The organism is Bosea sp. (in: a-proteobacteria) (assembly GCA_023910605.1).
In the GTDB taxonomy this organism is placed as follows: domain Bacteria; phylum Pseudomonadota; class Alphaproteobacteria; order Rhizobiales; family Beijerinckiaceae; genus Allobosea.
On the sequence record JAAVVV010000001.1, the window covers coordinates 2,818,299 to 2,840,134 of the forward strand.

Below are 21,836 nucleotides of genomic sequence, written 5' to 3' on the forward strand. Positions count from 1 at the left end.
ATGAAGACCCATACCCAGGCCGTCGTGATCGGCGGCGGCGTAGTCGGCGTGTCCGTGCTCTACCATCTCGCCAGGGCCGGCATGACGGACGTGGTGCTGCTTGAGAAGAACGAACTCACCTCGGGATCGACCTGGCATGCCGCCGGCGGCGTCACGACCCTCAACAGTGATGCCAATGTCTCGCGACTGCAGAAGTACACGTTTGATCTTTACCGGGAACTTGAGACCGCGACCGGTCTGTCCTGCGGCATCCACCACAACGGCGGCATCTATCTGGCGACAGATGACGGGCAGATGGACTTCCTGAAGCTCATCCACAGCCGCGCGCGCACCCTGAAGATGGATACCCAACTGATCTCCGTCGCCGAGGCGAAGAAGCGCAATGTGCTGATCGAGGAGAAGTTCTTCAAAGGTGCGCTCTGGCGTGAAGATGGCGGCTATGTCGACCCCTGGCTCGTGACCCAGGCCTATGCGGCCGCAGCCAGGACACTTGGCGCGGAAATCAATCGCTTCACAAAGGTGACAGCGCTGAAACAGCGGCCTGACGGTTCATGGGACGTGACCACTGACAAAGGCAGCATCCATGCCGAGCATGTGGTCAATGCCGGCGGCCTCTGGGCGCGCGAGATCGGCCGCATGGTGGGACTGGAATTGCCGGTTCTGGCAATGGAGCATCACTACATCGTCACGGACGCCGTGCCGGAGTTGAACGGGCTCGACAAGGAGATCATCAACACCAGCGACTTCACGGGTGAGATCTACCTGCGTCAGGAAGGCCAAGGCGTTCTGCTTGGCACCTATGAGCAGGATTGCCGTCCATGGTCACCGGTCACCACGCCGGATGATTTCCACACCCAACTCCTGCCGGATGCGCTCGAACGCATTTCGCCGGAACTGGAACGCGGCTTCCGGCATTTTCCGGCTCTGGCGAAGGTTGGCATCAAGAAGGCGGTCAACGGGCCCTTCACCTTTTCGCCGGATGGCAACCCGCTGGTGGGTCCGGTCAAGGGGCTGCGCAATTTCTGGGTCGCGTGCGCGGTCATGGCAGGTTTCAGCCAGGGAGGCGGGGTCGGCCTCGTGCTGTCGCGCTGGATGACGGAGGGCGATCCCGGCCAGGATGTGCTGGCCATGGATGTGGCCAGGTATGGGCATTTTGCGACACCGCGCTACACCGCGATCAAGGTCGACGAGAACTACAGGCGGCGCTTTCGCCTTGCGTTCCCCAACGAGGAAATGCCCGCCGCCCGGCCGCTGCGCAGAACACCGATTTATGAGCGGCTCAAGGCACGGGGCGCTGTTTTCGGGGCGAATTTTGGCCTTGAAAATGCGCTTTGGTTCGCGCCAAGCGGCGTTGAGCCGGTCGAGACCCCGACATATCGCCGTTCCAACGCCATGCCGCATGTCCGCGAGGAATGTCTGGCCGTGCGCAATGCTGTCGGCCTCTATGAAAGCTCCAATTACGGCAAGTACGAAGTGACCGGACGCGGCGCCCGGCAATGGCTCGACCGCGTGTTTGCCTGCCGCATCCCCAAGCCTGGCCGCATGGGCATCGCACCGATGCTGAACGCGCGGGGCCGCATCATCGGGGATCTTTCGATCGCATGCCTTGCCGAGGACCGTTATCTGATCATCGGCTCGGGGTTTGCGGAAGCCTTCCACATGCGGTGGTTCTGGGCCAGCAATCCTCCGGACGACGTGTTCATCCGCGCTGCCTCATCGACGCTGACCGGTTTCTCGATCGCAGGCCCGCATGCGCGGGCCGTGCTGCAGAAGCTGACGCACCAGGACATGGGCAACGAGGCCTTCCGCTTCTTCGCGGTGAGGGAAATGGCTCTTGGGATGACGCCGGCGATCGTCTGCCGTGCGGGTTTCACCGGTGAACTCGGTTACGAATTCTGGGTCACGCCTGACTATCAGGAAACGCTGTACGACGACGTGATGGCGGCGGGCGCCGAGTTTGGTATCCGGCTCTTCGGCGGCAGGGCGCTGTCGTCGCTCCGGCTTGAGAAGAACTATGGGTCCTTCAACAAGGACTTCCGGCCGGACTACACGGCAGGCGAGACCGGTCTCGACGCCTTTGTTGATTTCAACAAGGCGGATTTCACCGGAAAGCAGGCAGCCGTCGCCGAAAGGGAACTGGGGCCCAGGCGCAGGTTTGTGACCTTCGTTGTCGACGCGCCGCATGCCGATGTCATCGGCTATGAGGTGGTGCTGAAAGACAATGAGCCCGTGGGCTACTGTACTTCGGGCTCGTGGGGTCATTATGTGGGCAAGAGTCTTGCAGCAGGTTACGTGCAAGCGGATCTGGCGCGCGACGGCGAGACCTTCCACATCGACGTTCTCGGACAGCATTGTCCGGCGGTCGTCACGGCAAGACCCCTTCATGATCCCGACGGGCTGAGGCTGCGCGGATGACGGTTGAGACACCCTGCATCAAGGTCTGCGTGGTCGACCACGTGACCGGCTGCTGCATTGGCTGCGGCCGCACCGTGTCCGAGATCGCCGGTTGGGGCAGCATGACTGTTGGACAGCGGCGCCGCATCATGACCAGCCTTTCTGGGCGGATGTCACACATGGTGTCGCGCGCAGCGCGCAGCGTCCGTCAACGCCGGGAGTCTACGACATGAACCTGCTCGCTGAGCGTCTGGCCGAAAGGCGCGTCCTGCTGGCCGACGGGGCAACGGGCACAAACCTGTTCGACATGGGCCTGATGTCCGGTGATTCACCTGAGATCTGGAACGACGAGCATCCGGACCGTATTGCCGCACTTCACCAAAGTTTTGTGGATGCCGGCGCAGATATCATCCTGACCAACACATTCGGCTGCAACGCGCGCCGGCTGATGCTGCACAACGCGCAGAGCCGGACCCATGAACTGAACAGGAAGGGCGCCGAGATTGCGCGCCGCGTGGCCGATGCATCCAGTCGGCCGGTCGTGGTGGCTGGTTCGGTTGGTCCGACGGGCGACCTGTTCGCCCCCCTGGGTGTCCTAACGGAGGACGAGGCTGTCGCCGTTTTCATCGAACAGATCGAGGGCCTGAAAGCGGGTGGCGCTGATGTCATCTGGATCGAGACCATGTCCGCGCTGGAAGAGATGCGCGCGGCAGCTTTGGCGGCCGCAAGGACCGAAATGCCCTATACCATCACCGCCAGCTTCGACACCGCAGGCCGCACGATGATGGGGATTTCCCCGAAGGCGCTGGTCGATTTCGTCTCGGCATTGACACCGCCTCCCCTCGCCTTTGGAGCCAATTGCGGCGTCGGTGCATCCGATCTCGTCATGTCTGTGCTGGGCATGACCGAAAGCACCCCTGGCATTCCGGTCATTGCCAAGGCCAATGCCGGGGTGCCGACGGTCCACGGCGACCATGTGCACTATTCCGGATCACCCGAACTGATGGCGGAATACATCCATCTCGCGGCGGATGCCGGCGCAAGGATCGTTGGCGGCTGTTGCGGAACCTCACCGGCCCACCTTGCCGCCATGCGCAAGGCCCTCGATGCCCACCATGGGGGGGTGAGGCCGGATCTGCCAAAGGTGACCTCTATCCTCGGCGCGCTGGTCTCCCCGCCCCCGAAGGAAACGGCGACCGCGCGCAGGACGCGGTCCGAAACCCCGGATGCCGTCCCGGACGGAGGATCCGCGCCGGTGGCCCGCCGCCGGGGCAAGGCGCAACGCTCGTCGATTGTCGTGATCGAGCCCATCGCGCCGCGCCTCGAAAATCGGTGGTCCCCGCTTGAGGTCCTGTCGTCGTCGCAGCTGGAGCGCATCATCAACGCCGCTTATGTGATCCTGGCCGAGGCGGGGCTTGAAATCCGGAGCCAGCGTGCGCGCGACATCTACCGCAAGGGCGGCGCTGTCGTCGACGATGAATCGCAGATGGTGTGGCTGGGCCGAGAGGTCGTTGAGGCGCATCTTGCCCATGCCCCGGAGCGCTTCGTGCTGCATGCGCGCAACGCGGAACGGCACCTTCACGTTGGCGGCAATATCGTCAATTTCGGTCCTGTCAGCGGCGCGCCCCATATCACCGATCTTGATCGCGGCCGGCGCTACGGGGACATGGAGGCCTTCTGCGACATGCTGAAGGTGATGCAGGGGGTCGGGACGCAGCACTGGCAAGGTGGGGTTCTGGTTGAGCCGGTGGAATTGCCGGTGCCGCTGCGCCAGCTCGCCATGTACAAGGCCCATATCGAGCACTCGGATCTGGTCTGGGCCGCACGCGGCGTCGGGGGCGTAAACGCCGAAGATGCGATTGCCATGTCAGCCATCGAACACGGCTGTTCCGTGGAGGCGCTGGCGGCGCGGCCGACCCTGATGACAGTGACCAACGTCAATTCACCGCGACGGGTGGACGAGGAGATTCTCGACAACATCATGACCATGGCCGCCCATGGCCAGTGCACGGTGATCACGCCTTTCACGCTCATGGGCGCCATGGCGCCGGTCACCCTCGCGGGGGCCCTGACCCAGCAGACGGCCGAAGCCCTTGCCATCATCACCTTGTGCCAGATGGTCAGGCCGGGTGCTCCTTGCGTCATGGGGGCCTTCACCTCGAATGTCGACATGAAGACAGGGTCGCCAGCCTTCGGCACACCCGAGTTCGTGAATGCGATCCTTGCCTCCACGCAGATCGCGCGGCGACTGAAACTGCCAAGCCGGACCAGCGCTGCCAACGCCTCGCCCGTCGTCGATGCCCAATCGACCTACGAAACCGCGTTTTCGCTGTGGGCCTCCATCATGGGACACTCCAATCTGATCACGCACACGGCCGGCTGGCTCGAAGGCGGACTGTCCGCGTCGCTGGAAAAGATCATTGTCGACGCCGAGATGCTGCGCGGCTGGGCTGAAATCCTGAAGCCGGTCGATTTCAGCGACGACGACATTGGCATCGACGCCATCAAGGGCGTGGCTGCGGGCGGCCACTTCTTTGGCGCTCCCCACACTATTCAACGCTACGAGAACGCCTTTTATCGACCGATCCTCTCGGACTGGACGAATTTTGAGAACTGGACCGACGCCGGCGCGAAGAATGCCACCACACGGGCAAGTGAGATATGGAAGAAGCTCAGGGACAGCTATGTCCCTCCTTTCCTTGATCCGGCAGCAGGAGACGCTCTTGATGCGTATGTGGCGCGGCGCAAGGCGGAATTGGGTTTCTAGGCATGACAGACACCATGACTCCGATCGGGGATGCCCGCCATTCGATCCTTGATGTTCGGAGATTGGCGACCGGCAACACCAAGATCGGCCTCACAGCCGCAGCTGAGGCGAGGATCGCGCGGTCGCGGGAGATTGTGGCGCAATACGCTGCCGGAGACGAGCCGATCTATGGTCTCAACACCGGGCTTGGCGGCAATCTTGGACACCGCATCGACCGCGGCGACATCGTCGCCTTTCAGGAACAACTGGTGCGCGGGCGCAATGCCGGGGTGGGCACCTCGCTCCCGGAGGCCGTCTGCCGCGTGGCCCTGCTCGCGCGCATCATCAGTGCTTCCAAGGGAAGCCCGGGCCTGTCGCGCCCAACAATCGATCAGCTGATGGCCCTCTTCAATGCAGGCGTGTCGCCGGCCATACCCTCCTACGGATCCATCAGCGCGGCAGACCTGGTGCTTTCGGCGCATATGGGGGCCGTCCTGGTGGGCCGCGGCCGCGCCTGGCTCGGCGGCGAGGAGATGGACGGGGCGCAAGCCCTGCGCCGCGCAGGACTCCGGGCCATCGCACTCGAGCCGAAGGACGGTCTGGGGCTGTGCAACGCCTCTGCGCCGAGCATGGGACATGCGGTTGTGACGCTCGGCACGCTTGCAGACACGCTTCTTGTCGGATCTGCGGCGGCCGCACTGGCCTATCAGGGTTACGGCGCAAATCCGCGCATTTTCGACGCCCGCCTGCATGCGGCACGCGCCACGCCCGGGCAACAGGAGGCGGCGGCGCTGTTCCGTCGGCTTCTGGACGGGAGCTCGATCCATGCCGATCCGCGCAACATTCAGGATGCCGTGTCGTACCGGACCGTCGCGCCGGTCATGGGCGCGGCCTTTGAAGCCTTCCGGTTGACGCGCTCTGCCGTGGAAGATGAGATCAACGGGGTTTCCGATACACCGTTGGTCCTGCTCGACGCGGGACTGATGCTGTCCTCGCCCAATTTCGAAACCTCCGGCATCGCCCTGGCGTTCGACGCGCTCGCGATTGCCTTGACCCATCTCGCGACAGCCAGCGCCTACCGCATCATGAAGCTGATGAATCCGGTCCTGTCCGGCTTGCCGAAATATCTCTCCCCTGTGGGCGGCGCCTCGGCCGGTTTCGTGCCCATGCAAAAGACGGTGGCTTCCCTGCATGCGGAGATCCGGCAATACGCCACGCCGGGCAGCCTCGACGCCCTCGCCGTGTCCGATACGGTCGAGGACCATGCCCCCCAGACCATGCTGACGATCAAGAAACTGGCCGCCCAGTTGGCGCCATTCCGCTTGCTCGTGGCGATCGAGGCGCTGGTCGCTGCACAGGCCGTCGATCTGCGGGCGGGCCTGGCTATCAGCCCGGCGACAGAGACCCTGCACAAGGCGATCCGCGCACTTGTTCCGCCGCTCGATGCCGACCGCGAAAACGGCCCAGATGCCATGACGGTTCACGACATTCTGGCTGATCCGCAGCTCATTGCCGTATTCCGGGGGCGCGCGGATGGCCTCGGGTTGCCAATCGTCGGTTGACTACTTCACACCCCCGCTCCGCAGCAAGAGTTGGCGGCTATTTTGTCGGGGACCTCTTTACCTTTCGTGCGAATGTGGTGGAGAATGCCCCTCAAGATGGGGTCGCGCCGGTGAGGGCATGGCCGGCAGTTGTGGAGGAAGACATGACCATTCGATTTTCGCGCCGGGGCGTGATGGCCGGCACGTCGGCGCTGGGCCTTGCAAGTCTCGGCGGATTGTCCGCCAGGGCCCAGTCCAAGACCAGTCTCTCAATCCGCATCGAGAGGGATATCGGATCCCTTGATCCGGCGTTCCGGACCGGCCCGCAGGACGCAAATATCTTCAAGTCGGTCTATCAGCGCCTCATCATGCAAAAGGCCAACTCGACCGAAATGGAACTCGACGCGGCATCCGAAGTCAAACAGACGTCCCCGACGCAGATCGACTTCACGCTCAAGCCGAACCAGATGTTTACTGACGGCTTCGGCGAAATGACCGCAGAGGATGTGAAGTTCTCGTTCGAACGTTTCCTGAAGCCGGGCGCTGACGGCAAGGAGAGCCCTTACAAGGCGGATTGGTCCGGGTTGACGGGTGTCGAGGTAACGGGAAAGTACACAGGCCGCATCAACCTTTCCCAGGCAAATGCCGGTCTTTTCGCCATTGCGCTTGGTGATGGATCGGGCTGCATCGTGAGCCAGAAGGCCATGGCCGCGCGCGGGGCGGAGCACGCCCTCAAGCCTGTCGGCTCGGGTCCATACCAGGTGGTCTCGGTCGAAAGGCAGCGCGGCGCCCTTCTCAGGCGAAATCCGACCTATTCCGGGCCCGCCCCGGCTTTTGAAGAGATCAATGTCCGGTTCATCCAGGACCCCAAGACAGCAGAGCTGGCGCTGCGCTCGGGCGAACTCGACTTCGCCATCCTGCCGCCCAACATCGCCGAACCGCTGCGCGGCGCAGCGGGAATCGCAGTCGATACCTTCCCCGGGCTTGCCTACCTCTGGCTCGGCATCAATACGCAAAAGGCCCCGTTCACAGACATCCGCGTGCGTCAGGCCATCCGGCTGGCTGTCGATGTCGACCAGATGCTGCTTGCCGCGTTCAACGGCAAGGCGCCACGCCTTAACTCGGTGATCATGCAGCCCATCCTGGGCCATTGGAGCGATGCTCCGGTCTACAAGCGCAACGTTGCCGAAGCGAAGGCACTGCTCGCAGCAGCCGGTCAGTCCAGCTTCAAGACACGTGTCACAATTCTGAACCAGCCGATTTTCCAGACCATGGCGCTGGTCATGCAGGCCCAGCTTCGCGAGGTCGGGATCGACATGCAGATCGAAGCGCTCGATGGCGGCGCATTCTGGAAGTCGGGCGATGGCGAGGCCGGCAAGAACCTCGACATGTATATGACACGCTTCAACGGCAAGCATGATCCGAGCTTCCTGCTACAGTGGTTCACACGCGCCCAGATCGGGGTTTACAACTGGCAGCGCTTCGACAGCCCGGAATTCGACAAACTCGCCGCCGATGCGATCGTGGAACTGGACCCCGCCAAACGGGCCACGCTTGTGATCAACGCCCAGAAGGAAATGGACAAGTCGGCAGCCTTCGTCTGGCTGACGAACGACGTGGCCTATATGGCGCGTCGGGCGAACGTCAAACCCGCCTTCCTCCCCGGTGCGATCGACTGGCAGCTTGACCGTTTCGCGGTGGTCTCGTCCTGAGCGTTCCAGTTCGGACCATGACCTTATGACCGGCTCAGCACAGTATCTGGCGAGCCGAATCGCAACGACCGCCCTGATTGTTTTCGGGGCTATGCTTCTGTTGTTCAGCCTGTCGGTCATCGTGCCCGGTGACCCGGCTTCGGCGCTTCTGGGTCCGCAGGCCACGCCAGCCGTGCGGGCCCAGTTCATCCGGGACATGGGCCTTGATCGGCCCTTGCTGGAGCGGCTGTTCGTCTTCTTCCGCAACATGCTGACCGGCAATCTGGGCGTCGACATCCTGTCCGGTCGGCCGGTGGCAGGCATGATCTGGTCGGTCCTGCCCTACACATTCATCCTGACGTTCACATCGATCGGCCTCGCCGTGCTGATCGGCGTGCCGCTCGGCTGCTACGCCGCGATCCGGCGCGGTTCGGCGTTCGACAATGTGCTGGCGTTTGTCTCGGTGGCGTTCATCGCCATTCCGTCATTCGTGATCGCGATCTTTCTGCTGCTCATCTTCTCAATGTGGCTCAACTGGTTGCCGGTTCTGGGCGCCGGAAAGCCCGGGGATTGGTGGGACCAGTTCCAACGCCTGATCCTGCCGACCGTGGCGCTGTCCGTCGGATGGATAGGCTTCATCGCGCGGCTGGTGCGCACCTCCATGCTCGAAGTTATGGGGGAGAATTACATTCGCACATCGCGCGCCTATGGCCTCTCCGAGCGACTGGTGACCTACAAATATGCACTCAAGAATGCCTGCATTCCGACCATCGCCATTCTCGGAATGGGAATCGGACGGCTGCTTGGCGGAGCGGTGCTCGTCGAGATCGTGTTTTCGCGCCCGGGTCTTGGGCGAATGATCTTGGACGCCATCTCGACGCGCAACTACCCTGTCCTGCAAGGGGCTGTCTTCGTCGTCGTGCTGATTTTCGTGATCACCAATCTGCTTGTCGATCTGAGTTACTCGGCCGTCGATCCACGCATCAGGCGCGGTGGGGGCCGCGAGGCCATGCCGCGATGACAGGCTCCGCCATTTCAGCCAGCAATGCCCCTGGATTCGTCGAGGTGCTGCGCCGCGTGGCAGGAACCCTGACCGGCGCTGTCGGCCTCGTGATCGTGGCGGCTGTGCTTTCGACTGCCCTTTTCGCGCCATGGGTCGCCACGCACGATCCGGATGCGATCAACGTGATGAACCGCTTCGGAGGTTTGTCCTGGGCCAACTGGCTCGGCACGGATCATCTGGGTCGGGATCTTTACAGCCGGCTCGTCTATGGGTCGCGGGTGGCCATGATGGTTGCCATGTCAGCAATCCTGATCGCGCTTGTCATCGGGACATTGCTGGGCATCCTCGCCGCCTCGCTGCCAGCCCGCAGCGAGCGGCCGGTGTTGATCGTGTTTGACATCATCGCATCATTTCCGTCGCTGGTGTTGGCGCTGGCTGTTGTAGCCGTGTTTGGTCCATCAACTGCACTGGTGGTTCTCATCGTCGCGGTGACGCTAATCCCGGTCTTCGGGCGTGTGGCGCGGGCCCAGGTCCTCACCATCAACAATGCGCCCTTCATTGAAGCGGAACGTCTGCTCGGCGCCTCGCACACCCGCATCGTACTGTCGCATCTTCTGCCCAACATCGCCGGACCGCTGGTGGTGCTTGCTTCGATGGAGATTCCGGTTGTCATCACCATCGAAGCGGGGCTGTCCTTTATCGGGCTTGGCGTACGCCCGCCGCTCGCAAGCTGGGGCACACTGATTTACGACGGCTACGCCTATCTGTCCGACAGCTATGTTCCTGTGGTTGTCGCCTCCTGCGCGCTGGGGCTTGCAACGCTCGGCTTTACGCTGTTCGGCGAAGCCTTGCGCGATGCTGTTGACCCGCGGCTCAACAAAGATCGCTGAGATGCAGGCCGAACCGACACCGCTTGTCAGAATCCGCAATCTCGTCCTCGACGCATCGACATCGCGCGGGGATGCCCACCTTCTTCGCAACATTACGCTCGACATCGGACGCGGACGCATTCTTGGCGTCGTGGGCGAGTCGGGCTCGGGCAAGTCCACTTTGGCATCGGCACTGCTGCGCCTGCTGCCCGCCAACATCAACCGGCTGGAAGGCGAAGTGTTGTTCGACGGCACCGACCTGCTCAAGCTTGATGCCGCCGCCATGAATGATTTTCGCGGCACCCGCATCGCGATGATCTTCCAGGATCCGATGACCGCGCTCAACCCGCTGTTCACCGTTGGAACGCTGCTCGTGGATGTATTGCGCCGCCGCGAGCCCGGCATCGATCGCAAGGCGGCGCTGAGAAAGGCCGAGGCCATGCTGACCACCGTCGGCATACCGGATCCTGCATTGCGCCTCGCTGCCTATCCTCACCAGTTGTCAGGCGGCATGCGCCAGCGGGTCATGATTGCCATGGCGCTCCTTGTTCAGCCGGATCTTCTCCTTGCTGACGAGCCGACGACGGCGCTTGATGCCACCATCGAAGCGCAGATTGTGGAATTGTTCGACAAGCTGCGCCATGAGTTTTCGGGTTCCATCGTGTTCATCTCGCACCATCTGGGGCTCGTGGCCGAACTGTGTGATGATCTGGTGGTGATGTACGGCGGCGTCATCATTGAAAGCGGGCCTGTCGGAGACGTGCTCGCTGCACCGAAGCATCCGTATACCCGCGCCTTGCTCGATTGCGAGATTGATGACGCAGGCGAAGGCCGCCTCGTGTCGATCCAGGGCGAAGTGCCTGATCCGGTTGCAGAGCTGAGGGCCTGTGTCTTTGCACCCAGATGCATCCATGTGGCCGAAATCTGCAGGGTCGGACAACCCGCACTGACGCAGGTTGCGTCCAACCGGATGAGTGCTTGCCTGCGTGCTGCCGAGGTGCTGCCATGACGGCTGCCTTGATCGAGATGCAGGACGTTGACGTCGTGTTTGGCGGCACGGTGCGGGCCCTGACAGGCATCAACCTTTCCATCGGCAAGGGCGAGATTGTCGGGCTTGTGGGTGAATCGGGCTCAGGCAAGACCACGCTTTGCAAGGTACTGACGGGACTGGCCCGCCCAACCGCGGGACGGATTGCCATCGAAGGCAAAACCCTGACCGATATCTTCGCAAAAGACAGCCTCGCTTTCCGCCGCAGGACCCAGATGTTGCTGCAGGATGCCGTTGCTTCGCTCTCTCCGCGAATGAGAATCCGGACCCTGGCGGAAGAGCCGCTGCGCATCCACGGACTTCCCATGGCGGAGGGTCGGGAGCGCATCGACACGCTGCTCAGGCGACTGGGCTTGCCACAGAACACGCTGGAGAAATACCCTCACCAGATCTCGGGCGGGCAGGCGCGCCGGGTGGCGATCCTGCGTGCGCTCGTGCTGCAACCACAGATTGTCATCGCGGACGAACCAACGGCAGGGCTCGATGTTTCGGTGCAGGGTGACCTTCTCAACCTGATGCTCGATCTGCACGGAGAGTTCGGGCTGACCTATCTGATCGTAAGCCACAACCTGAACATCATCCGCCGCGTCACGGCGCGAACCGTGGTGATGTATCTCGGCCAGATCGTCGAGGAGGCGCCGACGGCGGCGCTCTTCGCAGCGCCGGCACACCCCTACAGCGCCGCCTTGCTGTCCACCAACCCATCGGTTGATCCGGCGCGGCGCAAGGCCCGCATCATTCTGCACGGAGAAATCCCGAGTGTGGTCACACCGCCATCCGGCTGCCGCTTCCACACCCGCTGCCCGCATATGGCGGCTCGCTGCGCAACTGATGTTCCGCAGTTGCGGGAGGCGAGCGGCGGCCGAAAGGTGCGCTGCCATTTTCCACTGGCCACCACGCTGGCGAACGCCGGTCAAACAGTGGCCTGAACGCATTGCCCCGCCTGTCGCTCACACAGATCGAAGACCTGGCCTTTGGCGCAATGCTGGCGCTCGGCGCCAGCGCCGCCCAGGCTCGACCCGTCGCAACCTCGGTCCGCAGGGCAGAGGCCGACGACATCCGTAGCGTGGGTCTTGGCTACCTGCCGACCTATCTCGGCCATCTGACAAGTGGAAAGGTCAAGGGGAGCGCCGAGCCCATGGTGCGCACGCCGCGTCCGGGCGCTGTGACCGTCGATGCCGCCCATGGCTTCGCCCATCCCGCCTTCGACGCGGGGTTGCCTCAACTGATCGCCGCCGCGCGCACGAACGGTTCTGCGACCATGGCCATCACCCGCTCATATTCGATTGGCGTGCTTGGTCATCCGGTCGAAGACATCGCGCGCGCCGGGCTTCTGGCGCTGGCCGTGAGCAACTCGCCGCCAAACATTGCACCTTGGGGTGGCGCACAGCCCTTGTTCGGCACAAACCCGATGGCCTTTGCCGCCCCGCGACCAGGCCTTCCGCCACTGGTCATCGATCAGGCCACGAGCACTGTCACAAAAGTGTCGCTCGTCGCCGCCGCAAGGGCCGGCGGGCCCATCCCGTCCACCTGGGCGCTGGATTCTGAAGGACGGCCGACAACGGATTCGCAGGCCGCCCTGATGGGCTCGATGCAGGGGTTTGGTGGCGCCAAGGGTGCAGGACTGGCCCTGATCATCGATCTGCTGGCAGCCGGCCTGACAGGCGCCAACTTCTCGAAGGATGCGTCACCTTATGCGAAAGCCGAAGGTCCGCCGCCTGGTGTCGGTCAATTCTTCATGGCGTTCGATCCCGAGGCATTTGCACCCGGCTTCGCGGACCGCATTGCTGATTTGTCCGGCGCGGTGCTGGCCCAGAAAGGCGCGCGACTTCCCGGTGACCGCCGGCTGCAGGCCAGGGCGCGGAACGAACGCTACGGGATCGATGTCGATGATATCTTGCTTGGGCTCATTCATGGGTAGGCTGAGTTCAGCGAGACCAACTTTGTCAGCGCAAGAGCACATGCGCGATGCCGGATTGTCACCATGAAGATCACAGCAGTCCGTGCGACGCCCGTCAACATTCCGCTGGAGGCGCCTTACCTCTGGTCTTACGGCTCACTGGCGGGCTTTTCGAAGACCATCGTCGAGGTTGAAACCTCCGACGGCATTGTGGGACTTGGAGAGGGTCCCTCCCCGGCCAATGCAACAACGATCGGAACTGTTTTCGCACCACGCCTCGTGGGCCGCGACCCCATCGACATCACGGCTCTGGAGGAGCTGTGCCTTCCGTCGTGGCGCGGCATCTACACCGATGTGGATTTCGCCCTCATCCGGGCTTTCGGTGCTGTCGAGATGGCGCTTTGGGACATTCGCGGAAAGGCCTGGGGAAGGCCGCTTTATGACCTCTTCGGAGGCGCGCACCGAACGAGCATCCAATTCACGGACTATTTCTCGTTTCGCGAAACCAGGAACGGCATCGGCGGGGAGACGACGCCGGAAGCCGTTCTCGACTATGCCCTGGGCCAACGCGAACGTTTTGGCGCCACCATGTTCGAGGGCAAACTCTCGACGGCCGATCCCGAGCCCGCGATCCGATGCGTCGAGCTGCTGCGGGAGGCGCTTGGTCCGTCCGCCCTCTTGCGGGTTGATTCCAACAAGGCCTATTCTCTGTCGCAGGCACGGCGCATCGCCAAACGCCTCGAGCCGCTGGACATCCGGTGCTGGGAAGATCCCGTCGCGACATTCGAGGAAATGGCCAAGCTGCGCCTGCATACGACCATTCCGTTTTCAGTCCATACGCCCAACCTGCGTCAGGCCGTCGCCCTCGGCGTGCCGGACGCCTTCTGCACGGACGTGAACGTCCATGGCGGCATCGGACGTGCGCTGAAGTTCATCGCGGCGTGCGAGCAAATGGGTCTCGACTTCTGGTGTTACTCCGGCGACAGTGGCGTCGCGAGCGCGGTGTACCTGCATCTTGCTGCGGCCCACGCGCACATCCGTGAGCCGTCCCAGTCACTGTTTCACATGCAACCCTTCGACGTGATCGCGGAAGGTCCCTTCCGCCCGAAGAACAATATGCTGCCCGTGCCCACCGGGCCTGGCATCGGCGTGACCCTCGACCGTGACAAGCTCGCCTTCTGCCACTGGCTCTTTCTCGATGAAGGGCCTTACAACAAGTTTCACAACCCAGAACGGCCCGGCGTTCATCGCCGCATGCCGCTTTCATGAAGATGCACCATGGTCCCTGATGGAATGCCTCCGATCTACGTCAGCTATCTCAACCGGCTCGACATTGAGGCGTTGAAGATCACGGATGAAGAGATTCTGTCCGCCATCGAAAGTTCCCTCGCAACCCAAGGGCATGGCGAAGCCGTGATCGAGCCGCGGATGCATCTCGAACCCGGCGTCGCGCGCGGCCATTTCAACGTCTTGCGCGGATCGCTGGGAGGCGACATCGATTCCGCAGGCGTGAAGGTCGTTGGTGATTTTGTGGATAACTACCAGAAGAACCTGCCGTCAGAACTCGCCATCTTGACCCTGTTTGATCGCTTCGACGGACGCCCCAAGGCGATCCTGGACGCCTCAGGGATAACGGACATGCGCACGGGAGCCGTGACAGCCATTGGCGCCAAGCACCTCGCGCGCAAGGGCTCGAAGATACTGGGCCACATCGGAGCGCGCGGCACCGCCTACTGGAACGTACGGCTGATGGATCATCTCTTCGATTTTGACGAGATCCGGGTTCACTCGCGCCGGCCCGAAAGCCAGAACGCCTTTGCGGAGCGGCTCGCGCGCGATCTTGGCAAACCTGTCATTGCAACAGGTGACTGGCGGTCATGCGTCGAGGGCGCGGATATCGTTGTCGAGGCGTCACGGTTGCCCGAGCCCGCTCCGATGCTGCGAACGGAATGGATCAAGCCTGGCGCCTTAGTGGTGCCTTATGGCACCATGAGTGCGGTTGAACTGTCCCTCACCGACATCATGTCCAAGCTGGTTGTGGATGATTGGGGCCAGTGCAAAACTGGGAAATTCGGCTCTCTGCGCGCCCATGTCGAGGCCGGCAAGCTGTCCGAGAAGACGTTGCACGCCGAGATGGGGCAGATCGTGGCGGGACTGAAGCCCGGTCGCGAGCGCGATGACGAAACAATCCTGTTCTGGCACCGCGGCCTGTCATTGTCTGACATCGCCCTGGGTCACATGATGCTCGAAAAGGGCAACCGGCTCGGGATCGGACAAAGGCTGCGCTTCGCATGATCGCCAATGCCCGGATGTACGCCGTGACGCCCGAGGCCGAACTCGCCTGGCAGGCTCTTATCGGCCATGTCGCCGCCGACGCCGGCGTATCCTTCACCTACGTGCCCTATCCCGCGCCGCTGCCGCTCGAGGACCTCTGGCGGAGGCCGGATCTGGGGTGCGTCTTCATGTGCGGCTATCCGATTGCTCTGAAAATCGCCGATGTGACGCCGCTCGCAGCGCCCATTCCGGATGCGCCATGGGCGGCGGGAAAAGCGGTCTACCGATCGGACCTGATCGTGCGCGAGGAGTCTGCATACCGGAACCTTGCGGACACGTTTCATGGCCGGGTGGGCTGGACAGTCGAGCACTCCCATTCAGGCTTCAATGCCCTCAGGCATCACCTCCTGCAATATCGGAAGCCGGGGAGACCGTCCGTATACGGTTCCGTATCGGGCCATCTGGTGACGGCGCGCCGTATCCTCGACGAGGTTCTGGCTGGCGGCATCGATGTTGGCCCGCTCGATAGTTACTGGCACAGTCTGATTGCCCGTCACAGGCCCGAACTAACCCAGGGGATACGCGTCATCGAATCGACAGACGTGGCTCCCATGCCATCATTTGTGACCTCGAAAGATGCGGATCCCGTCGTGGTTGACCGGTTGCGTGAAGCCTTCGCCCTTGCACACCGGCAAGAATGGTTCCCGTCGCTGGCCGAAAAGCTTCTCATCACTGGCTTTCAGCCCATGAATCATGCTGACTACGCTCTGACGCTCTCTTGGGACCAGGACGCAAAGGCCCGTCATTATCCGACTGTCCGGTAACGCGTTAACAAGCGTGGCAGCTTGCCCGTTTTCCGCTTCCAATCCTGACGCCGGCAGTGGACCGAATTCGCTAGAGCATTGCGCGATTTGACGGAATCGGGATTGCCATTTTTGGGCAATCATACGTGGACGCCCCCTATGGCAACGACTTTTTTCGTCGGGCTGATCCATGCCGCCATGGGCGTCGGCTTGTCCTTGGTGTGTCGGATGACAGCGGTGGCGCCGACGACGAGCAATCGGCGGAGATGGCGATCTCCCTGCTTCGAGATGCCGGCGAAGCGGCGCTGATGCCTGGCGATCGGTTGCGGATCGAACGTCGCCTGGCGATCGCGCGGAACCTCCAGCTCGAAGCGGCCGGTCCCGGTCGTCGCTATCTTGCGGCCTTAGCCGTTGCGGCTGTTGGTAAGCGTCCTCTGACGGCTACGGCATAAGGTTCCACGGCAACAGGTCGGCGATTTTGTTGATGGGGTGATCGGCGATCCTGGTGATGACTGCTCGCAGATATCCCGCTGGGTCTCGCCCGTTGAGCTTTGCGGTTTCGGTGAGCGTGTAGATGGCGGCGGCGCGCTCGCCGCCTGCGTCGGACCCTGCGAACAACCAGTTCTTGGCGCCGAGCTTGAGAGGCCTGATGGCGCGTTCTGCGGCGTTGTTGGAGATATCGAGGGTGCCGTCGTCGAGATAGCGGGTGAGTGCTGCCCAGCGCGATCGGGCATAGCGAATGGCCTTGGCCAGGTCGCTCTTGCCGGAGATCTGGGCGAGGGAATGGTCGAGGAAGCTGGCGAGTTCGGTCATGACGGGCAGCGCCAGATCCTGACGAGCCTTGCGCCGATCCTCGGGCTGCTGGCCGTGAATGAGGCGCTCAACCTCGAACAGCTTGCCAATGCGGGTCATCGCCTCCAGTGCCAGGGGCGAGCCTGTCCCGGCGTGAACGTCGTGGAAGTTGCGCCTGACGTGCGCCCAGCAGGCAACCTCGGTTGCGGCGGCTGAACGCGTGGCACTCGTCGCATAGAGTTCGTTGAATCCGGCATAGGCATCCGCCTGCAGGAATCCTGCAAAGGCCTTGAGGTGCTCGCGCGGTCGCTCTCCCTTGCGGTCGGGCGTGTAGCGATACAGCGCGGCGGGCGGGTCTTGACCGCCACGGGGTCGCTCATCGCGCAGATACACCCAGAGCCGCCCTGTCTTCGTGCGCCCGAGGCCCGGCGCCAGCACTGGCACGGGCGTGTCGTCGGCATGCAGCCGCTCAGCCCGCATCACATGGGCACCGACCGCCTCGACCAGTGGCGCGACAAGCTCTGCGGCCTTGGCAACCCAGCCGGCCATCACCGAGCGCTCGATCTCGACGCCCTCGCGGGCAAAGATCTCTGCCTGGCGATAAAGCGGGAGATGATCACAGTATTTGCCAACCAGAACCTGGGCGATCAGGCCCGGTCCGGCCATGCCGCGCTCGATCGGCATGCTCGGCATCGGAGCTTGCGCCATGCTCTCGCAGGTGCGGCACGAGAAGGCGGGACGCACATGGCGGATAACCTCGAAGCGGCCCGGCACATACTCCAGGACTTCACGGACATCCTCATCCACCTTGCGCCACTTGCCTGCCGTTCCGCAGGATGGACAAGCACAGGCAGGGTCGTTCACGATGGCAGGCGTGTGTACGATCTCGATGCGCGGCAGATGCTCAGGCAAAGGGCGGCGCGTGGCCTTCGGCTTGGCTGTTGCTGCATCAGCGGCAGGAGCTATCTCGTCGATGGCTGCATTGTTCGCCGCCTCGACCATCTCCAGTTCCTCGAGCCGCAGTTCCAGTTGCTCGATCTCATGGGAGAGCTTCTCCGAGGAGCGGCCAAATTGCATGCGCCTGAGCCGCGCGATCTGGATCTTGAGCTTCTCGATCTCCAGGCTCTTGACAAGAAGACCGGCCTTGGCGGCGGCAGCTTCGGCCTGCGCCGTCTTCAGCGCTGCAGCCTGCGCAGCGACGAGCGCGCGAAGCCGCGCCACCTCGTCACTATCTTGTCCCGCTGCTTCGATCATGAGGTGAAGATACCAGGGCAGATGGGGTCAAGCTATTGAATCAATGTCGATCTTGACCTTTTGCGCGAAGCACTTCACCCCGCACGTCGTGGCTGATCCGTGCGTAACGGCGAGCGCCAGTCGATGCCTTCGAGCAGCATCGACAGCTGTGCGGGCGTCAGTACAACCTCGCCATCCTGCGTCACTGCCCAGACGAAGCGGCCACGCTCCAGCCGCTTGGCGAACAGGCAAAGCCCCGTGCCGTCCCACATCAGAATCTTCACCAGATCAGCGCGCTTGCCCCGGAAAATGAACAGGTGGCCGCGGAACGGATCCTTCTTCAAAAGATCCTGCACCACCATCGACAGCCCGTCGAAGCCCTTCCTCATATCCACAGGTGCCAGCGCCATGTAGATGCGCGCGCCCGCCAAAGGCGAGGTCAGGGTTTGTGGCGTCATCGGTCGAGCGCTGCGACAAGAGCCGAAAGCCGCTCAGGCGCGATACCCTCATCCGCCTTCAGCACCCGGCCGTTGCTCAAGCTGACCTCCACCGTGCAGTCGGCACGCGGAGCCATCTTGCGCGGGGGCTTTGGTGAAGGCTTCTGTCCCGGCTGCGCTTCGGCTGCGATGACAACAGGCGCGAAGACCGGAGCCTCCAGCGAGGCCAGCGGCGTCACGCCCGGCATCAGCCCCGCCTTCGCCTGCTTGCGCCAGTAAAACAGCAGGCTCCGGCTCACCCCATGCCGATCCGCAACCGCCGCCACAGAAGCGCCCGGCTGCATCGTCGCCTCCAGAAGCCGCACCTTCTCCTCGACGCTCCAGCGACGACGGCGCTCAACCTGGCTGATAATCTCCGTCCGGGTGTCCATAGCCGTCCTTGCGCATAGGCTTAAGGACGACAACAACCGTCCAGACCATGCTCATACGATGCCGGACCCGCCCCCGCGCAAGGCAGCCATGGCAGAACGCTTACGGCTGTTGCCGGCCTCGTCACCTGCAAGATGATGATCCATCCCGGCGTTCAGAGCCCGCTCGGCGAAGGCCTTCTTCAGATCGTCGAGCAGCCCGTTCGGATCGAAGGCCGTATTGGGGTCGGCTACAGACAAAAGCTGGTCCATAGGCGCGCCAGACATCCGGGAGCTTTGCGTCGTGCCGCCGGGAACCTCCATCGGATCCATTATGGACGCCCGCACAGGCAAATCCTGACAGCCCCGCCCGCCGCTCACGGACCGCTGCCAGCGCGTACCTATTCCCAAGCTCGTTCATGCTGGAATACTATACGCCAACGGTTTCATTTGGTTTCAGTTATTTGGTTTATTTGTAATCTGATGCCGAATTGTATTATCAGGTCTGTCAAATACATAAGGGGCATTCGGCGCGGGCGCGCTTCGACACCGATCCGGGGTCAAATGGCGCGCCGATTCACATGGGCGCTCTGCAAATAGGGCGGAACCTGAAAGCGGCGTGACACTGGCAGAGTTCGGCGTTGCTGGATCAAGCTTCGGGCGGCTTTGCGCTCCTCGCGCCCTCCAAGCTGAAGGCGAGCCCGACGGGAAGCCAAAGATAGAGAAAATGGGTGTTCAGGTCGCCGAAGATGTTGGACCTGTCCGTGGCAAGGCTGACGACTGCGAAGAACAGGCACGACAAGGCAAAACGTCCCCCCAGCTGCTGAACGCTCCGCGCAGCTGCCGAGACTGCCCCTCCCAGCAGCACCAAGATCGGCAAAAGGATCGGGATGCCGAAAAACACCACAGAGCCGATCATGGCGTTATGGGGATGAAAAGTGTGCGGCCCATCGAGCCGGGCGCTTGGTCCCAGGCCGAACAAGGGATCGCCAAGCACGAGTACGACCGAGCGGGCCCAGATGTCGAGACGCAGGCTGTCGCGGCACAGGACGGCCCTGTCGGTGCAGATGGCTTGCTTCAACACGTCCTCGAACAGGATCAGCAGCATGGGCAGAGCGAAGCCCAGGGCCGCCAGCGCCACCGCCCCGAGCGCCCGCGACCCAGGCGCGCGGAGCCTCGGGATCAGCCACATGCCGAAGAACGCCACGACCATGGCAAGCATGACGCCGCGGCTCTGGGTCAGGGCTATGGACGCGATGAGGATGACAATTGCGCCGGAAGCGAGCATGCGCAGCCGCGCGCCCATGGATTGCCAAAGAAGCAAGCCTGCCAACAGAGACACGGCGAACCCCGCCGCGCTGCCGATCTCGTGCGTCGCGCGACCAATGGGCAAAAGGCGCGTGGTGAGGAGCCTGGGCAGGGTCAAGCTCCCTTGCGTCCACAGATCATGAACGTGCAGCGCAAGAGACAACAAGGCGGACAGGGCGCCGACCCAAAAGATCATGGCGATCAGCCGTGGCAGGACAACGCCGCTTCGGTCGCTCATCGCCGATTGAGCCAGAATCACCACGGCGATGATGGCAAGCGTGCTGCCAAGCACCTGCATGGAGGCGACATCGGCAGGGCGCATCGCAAGCCATCCCAGAAGTTGCCAGCCCAGGCAGGCGGCCAGCCCGACATGCAGGACCGGCCGCCATGGAACGGTCGAGTTTTCAGGCAAATTGTGGAGCAGAGTGCGCCCCAACCCGTCGAGGAATGCCATGGTCGCGCATACCACCAGGAAGCCCATGACAATGGTCGCGGGCGTGCCCCTCGCGCCGAAGAAGATGAAGAGGACGAAGACCGTCATCACCCAGAAGGCCCGCCGGGGAACGACCTGCGGATCAGTCGGGCATATGCTCAGGAACCAGCGAAGGAATTTCATGCCAGGTGCCTCGAGATGGTCTTGACCTCATCGTTCCGCGCTCTCGTTACCGGCGCCATCCGACAGGCCTGCGTGTCGAGCGTGTGGACCTGCGTGTCATCCGGCAGCGCACCGAGCCAGCATGGCCCTTTGAAAGAGATGTCGAAGCGTGACCGGCACTGAGCCGCGACTTCGAGCCCGGCGCGCTGCACGGCGCCGGCGGCGCTTTCACTCTCGGTCGGCGAGCAGAGCGTCACGGCGCAGCCAAAGCCCGCGAAGGCATGTGATGGGCGGATTCCGGCACCCTCCCCGTTGCCCAGGCCGACTGCATTCTGCGATTGTGTATGCAATGCAATCCCGCTCATGCATGCGAGGAGTGCCATGGTTGGCGCGGAGTCTTCGTGCATCATTCCCATTGCCTCATGAGCGGCCACCAAGTTTTCATCCTGCGGCGTTGAGAGCCACGGCAAAGTCCTGGCCCATCTTATTCATCACGGGCCATTCCGGGTAAGACGTAGAGTAAGAGCATAACATCATGAAGGATTTGGCTGCTCACACCAATCCGGACCACGCCATCTCCCGAGCCGCGCCCGCCATGACTGACGTTACGATCCTTTACGTCTCTTTTGCAGCCGTAGGAAGCCAGACCTAAATCAGCGTGCAATCCGGGATGGTCTCTATCGGGTCTCTTGTGGTCAAGTCGGTTTTGCTCGGCCGTATGGCGCAGTGATGATCTCTCGCGGGCTCACGCCTCTCTTCGGGATCGGCCTCGGGCTCTCCCGGCATGGCATTCGT

18 protein-coding genes and 2 pseudogenes are annotated in these 21,836 nt (G+C 62.8%); 13 read left to right on the forward strand and 7 right to left on the reverse strand.

The window, feature by feature from the left end; all coding sequences use genetic code 11:
* The 13 genes from HEQ16_13600 (at position 1) to HEQ16_13660 (ending at position 16,290) form a co-directional block, all read left to right on the forward strand.
* The gene (locus HEQ16_13600) at positions 1-2,415 is read left to right on the forward strand and encodes an FAD-dependent oxidoreductase (GenBank protein MCO4055052.1); all 2,415 of its coding nucleotides are present in this window, start codon (positions 1-3) and stop codon (positions 2,413-2,415) included.
* Positions 2,412-2,627 (forward strand): DUF1289 domain-containing protein, encoded by a 216-nt coding sequence (locus HEQ16_13605; GenBank protein MCO4055053.1) that lies wholly within the window; start codon positions 2,412-2,414, stop codon positions 2,625-2,627. The genes HEQ16_13600 and HEQ16_13605 overlap by 4 nt, the downstream gene beginning before the upstream one ends.
* On the forward strand, positions 2,624-5,161 hold the full coding sequence (gene bmt, locus HEQ16_13610) for a betaine--homocysteine S-methyltransferase (protein ID MCO4055054.1): 2,538 nt from the start codon (positions 2,624-2,626) through the stop codon (positions 5,159-5,161). Before HEQ16_13605 ends, bmt begins: the two co-directional genes overlap by 4 nt.
* Positions 5,162-5,223: 62 nt before the next feature.
* Positions 5,224-6,702 carry a histidine ammonia-lyase gene (locus HEQ16_13615; protein MCO4055055.1) on the forward strand — a complete coding sequence of 493 codons (1,479 nt, stop codon included), beginning with the start codon at positions 5,224-5,226 and terminating at the stop codon, positions 6,700-6,702.
* 143 nt (positions 6,703-6,845) lie between these two features.
* The gene (locus HEQ16_13620; GenBank protein ID MCO4055056.1) at positions 6,846-8,393 is read left to right on the forward strand and encodes an ABC transporter substrate-binding protein; all 1,548 of its coding nucleotides are present in this window, start codon (positions 6,846-6,848) and stop codon (positions 8,391-8,393) included.
* Between the two features lie 91 nt (positions 8,394-8,484).
* Complete coding sequence (locus HEQ16_13625; GenBank protein ID MCO4055057.1) at positions 8,485-9,393, forward strand: ABC transporter permease; 909 nt, start codon at positions 8,485-8,487, stop codon at positions 9,391-9,393.
* Entirely contained in the window at positions 9,390-10,265 is an 876-nt protein-coding gene (locus HEQ16_13630; protein MCO4055058.1) for an ABC transporter permease, read from the forward strand. The genes HEQ16_13625 and HEQ16_13630 overlap by 4 nt, the downstream gene beginning before the upstream one ends.
* Positions 10,231-11,253, forward strand: coding sequence for an ABC transporter ATP-binding protein (locus tag HEQ16_13635; GenBank protein MCO4055059.1), 1,023 nt, complete (start codon positions 10,231-10,233; stop codon positions 11,251-11,253). The genes HEQ16_13630 and HEQ16_13635 overlap by 35 nt, the downstream gene beginning before the upstream one ends.
* Positions 11,250-12,221, forward strand: a complete 972-nt coding sequence (locus HEQ16_13640; protein ID MCO4055060.1) for an ATP-binding cassette domain-containing protein — start codon at positions 11,250-11,252, stop codon at positions 12,219-12,221. The genes HEQ16_13635 and HEQ16_13640 overlap by 4 nt, the downstream gene beginning before the upstream one ends.
* A 5-nt stretch (positions 12,222-12,226) precedes the next feature.
* The gene (locus HEQ16_13645) at positions 12,227-13,213 is read left to right on the forward strand and encodes an Ldh family oxidoreductase (protein ID MCO4055061.1); all 987 of its coding nucleotides are present in this window, start codon (positions 12,227-12,229) and stop codon (positions 13,211-13,213) included.
* 63 nt (positions 13,214-13,276) lie between these two features.
* Entirely contained in the window at positions 13,277-14,461 is a 1,185-nt protein-coding gene (locus tag HEQ16_13650; protein ID MCO4055062.1) for a mandelate racemase/muconate lactonizing enzyme family protein, read from the forward strand.
* A 24-nt stretch (positions 14,462-14,485) separates the two neighbouring features.
* Positions 14,486-15,487, forward strand: a complete 1,002-nt coding sequence (locus HEQ16_13655) for an ornithine cyclodeaminase family protein (protein ID MCO4055063.1) — start codon at positions 14,486-14,488, stop codon at positions 15,485-15,487.
* Positions 15,484-16,290, forward strand: a complete 807-nt coding sequence (locus HEQ16_13660; protein MCO4055064.1) for a phosphate/phosphite/phosphonate ABC transporter substrate-binding protein — start codon at positions 15,484-15,486, stop codon at positions 16,288-16,290. The genes HEQ16_13655 and HEQ16_13660 overlap by 4 nt, the downstream gene beginning before the upstream one ends.
* 119 nt (positions 16,291-16,409) lie before the next feature.
* On the opposite strand, the pseudogene HEQ16_13665 reads toward HEQ16_13660, so the two are convergent.
* The 7 genes and pseudogenes from HEQ16_13665 to HEQ16_13695 form a co-directional block, all read right to left on the reverse strand.
* Positions 16,410-16,562, reverse strand: a pseudogene (locus HEQ16_13665) (IS110 family transposase).
* Positions 16,563-16,710: 148 nt separating this feature from the next.
* Positions 16,711-18,315, reverse strand: a complete 1,605-nt coding sequence (locus tag HEQ16_13670) for an IS66 family transposase (GenBank protein MCO4055065.1) — start codon at positions 18,313-18,315, stop codon at positions 16,711-16,713.
* A gap of 74 nt (positions 18,316-18,389) precedes the next feature.
* Entirely contained in the window at positions 18,390-18,752 is a 363-nt protein-coding gene (tnpB, locus tag HEQ16_13675) for an IS66 family insertion sequence element accessory protein TnpB (protein MCO4055066.1), read from the reverse strand.
* Entirely contained in the window at positions 18,749-19,162 is a 414-nt protein-coding gene (locus HEQ16_13680) for a transposase (protein MCO4055067.1), read from the reverse strand. Before HEQ16_13680 ends, tnpB begins: the two co-directional genes overlap by 4 nt.
* A 102-nt stretch (positions 19,163-19,264) precedes the next feature.
* A pseudogene (locus tag HEQ16_13685) lies at positions 19,265-19,411 on the reverse strand (IS256 family transposase).
* A 376-nt stretch (positions 19,412-19,787) separates the two neighbouring features.
* A complete protein-coding gene (locus HEQ16_13690) occupies positions 19,788-21,062 on the reverse strand; it encodes an O-antigen ligase family protein (protein MCO4055068.1) in 1,275 nt (424 codons plus the stop codon).
* Positions 21,059-21,451, reverse strand: a complete 393-nt coding sequence (locus HEQ16_13695; GenBank protein MCO4055069.1) for a hypothetical protein — start codon at positions 21,449-21,451, stop codon at positions 21,059-21,061. Before HEQ16_13695 ends, HEQ16_13690 begins: the two co-directional genes overlap by 4 nt.
* Between the last annotated feature and the right edge of the window lie 385 nt (positions 21,452-21,836).

What these genes read in the sequence shown, in the direction of transcription:
- HEQ16_13600 (MCO4055052.1), top strand. Translation starts at nt 1, where the DNA reads ATGAAGACCCATACCCAGGCCGTCGTGATCGGCGGCGGCGTAGTCGGC.
- HEQ16_13605 (MCO4055053.1), top strand. Translation starts at nt 2,412, where the DNA reads ATGACGGTTGAGACACCCTGCATCAAGGTCTGCGTGGTCGACCACGTG.
- bmt (MCO4055054.1), top strand. Translation starts at nt 2,624, where the DNA reads ATGAACCTGCTCGCTGAGCGTCTGGCCGAAAGGCGCGTCCTGCTGGCC.
- HEQ16_13620 (MCO4055056.1), top strand. Translation starts at nt 6,846, where the DNA reads ATGACCATTCGATTTTCGCGCCGGGGCGTGATGGCCGGCACGTCGGCG.
- HEQ16_13625 (MCO4055057.1), top strand. Translation starts at nt 8,485, where the DNA reads ATGCTTCTGTTGTTCAGCCTGTCGGTCATCGTGCCCGGTGACCCGGCT.
- HEQ16_13630 (MCO4055058.1), top strand. Translation starts at nt 9,390, where the DNA reads ATGACAGGCTCCGCCATTTCAGCCAGCAATGCCCCTGGATTCGTCGAG.
- HEQ16_13635 (MCO4055059.1), top strand. Translation starts at nt 10,231, where the DNA reads ATGCTGTTGACCCGCGGCTCAACAAAGATCGCTGAGATGCAGGCCGAA.
- HEQ16_13640 (MCO4055060.1), top strand. Translation starts at nt 11,250, where the DNA reads ATGACGGCTGCCTTGATCGAGATGCAGGACGTTGACGTCGTGTTTGGC.
- HEQ16_13650 (MCO4055062.1), top strand. Translation starts at nt 13,277, where the DNA reads ATGAAGATCACAGCAGTCCGTGCGACGCCCGTCAACATTCCGCTGGAG.
- HEQ16_13655 (MCO4055063.1), top strand. Translation starts at nt 14,486, where the DNA reads ATGCCTCCGATCTACGTCAGCTATCTCAACCGGCTCGACATTGAGGCG.
- HEQ16_13660 (MCO4055064.1), top strand. Translation starts at nt 15,484, where the DNA reads ATGATCGCCAATGCCCGGATGTACGCCGTGACGCCCGAGGCCGAACTC.
- HEQ16_13670 (MCO4055065.1), bottom strand. Translation starts at nt 18,315, where the DNA reads ATGATCGAAGCAGCGGGACAAGATAGTGACGAGGTGGCGCGGCTTCGC.
- tnpB (MCO4055066.1), bottom strand. Translation starts at nt 18,752, where the DNA reads ATGACGCCACAAACCCTGACCTCGCCTTTGGCGGGCGCGCGCATCTAC.
- HEQ16_13680 (MCO4055067.1), bottom strand. Translation starts at nt 19,162, where the DNA reads ATGGACACCCGGACGGAGATTATCAGCCAGGTTGAGCGCCGTCGTCGC.
- HEQ16_13690 (MCO4055068.1), bottom strand. Translation starts at nt 21,062, where the DNA reads ATGAAATTCCTTCGCTGGTTCCTGAGCATATGCCCGACTGATCCGCAG.
- HEQ16_13695 (MCO4055069.1), bottom strand. Translation starts at nt 21,451, where the DNA reads ATGATGCACGAAGACTCCGCGCCAACCATGGCACTCCTCGCATGCATG.